The organism is Colwellia sp. 6M3, assembly GCF_014077595.1.
GTDB lineage: Bacteria > Pseudomonadota > Gammaproteobacteria > Enterobacterales > Alteromonadaceae > Cognaticolwellia.
Genome location: NZ_JACGWF010000277.1, coordinates 1 through 240 on the forward strand (window position 1 = coordinate 1; position 240 = coordinate 240).

The following is a 240-nucleotide window of genomic DNA, read 5'->3' on the forward strand; positions in this document are numbered from 1 at the left end:
TACTGATTAATTGGCGTAAGCAACACCCACAGTCGCACTGGATGGTCCCGATTAAAAGCAACACGCAATACACCGTCATTGAATCTTACTCTGAGCATGACTTCAAAGTAGAAATGAGTGTATCTGCGCATGCCAGAAAACAAGACCCTTCGCTTCCTGAGTGCTGGCAGGCCAGACTGGTTCTTTATCCTGAGCCAATGGGGCCTGGAAAAATAAAAGGTCTGCTGTGCTCTTTGGATG

The 240-nt window shown here is 47.1% G+C and carries 1 pseudogene; it reads left to right on the top strand.

Features of this window, described 5'->3' with window-relative positions:
- Positions 1-41 precede the first annotated feature (41 nt).
- Positions 42-240, top strand: a pseudogene (locus H4J50_RS19475) (IS4 family transposase); the annotation flags it as partial.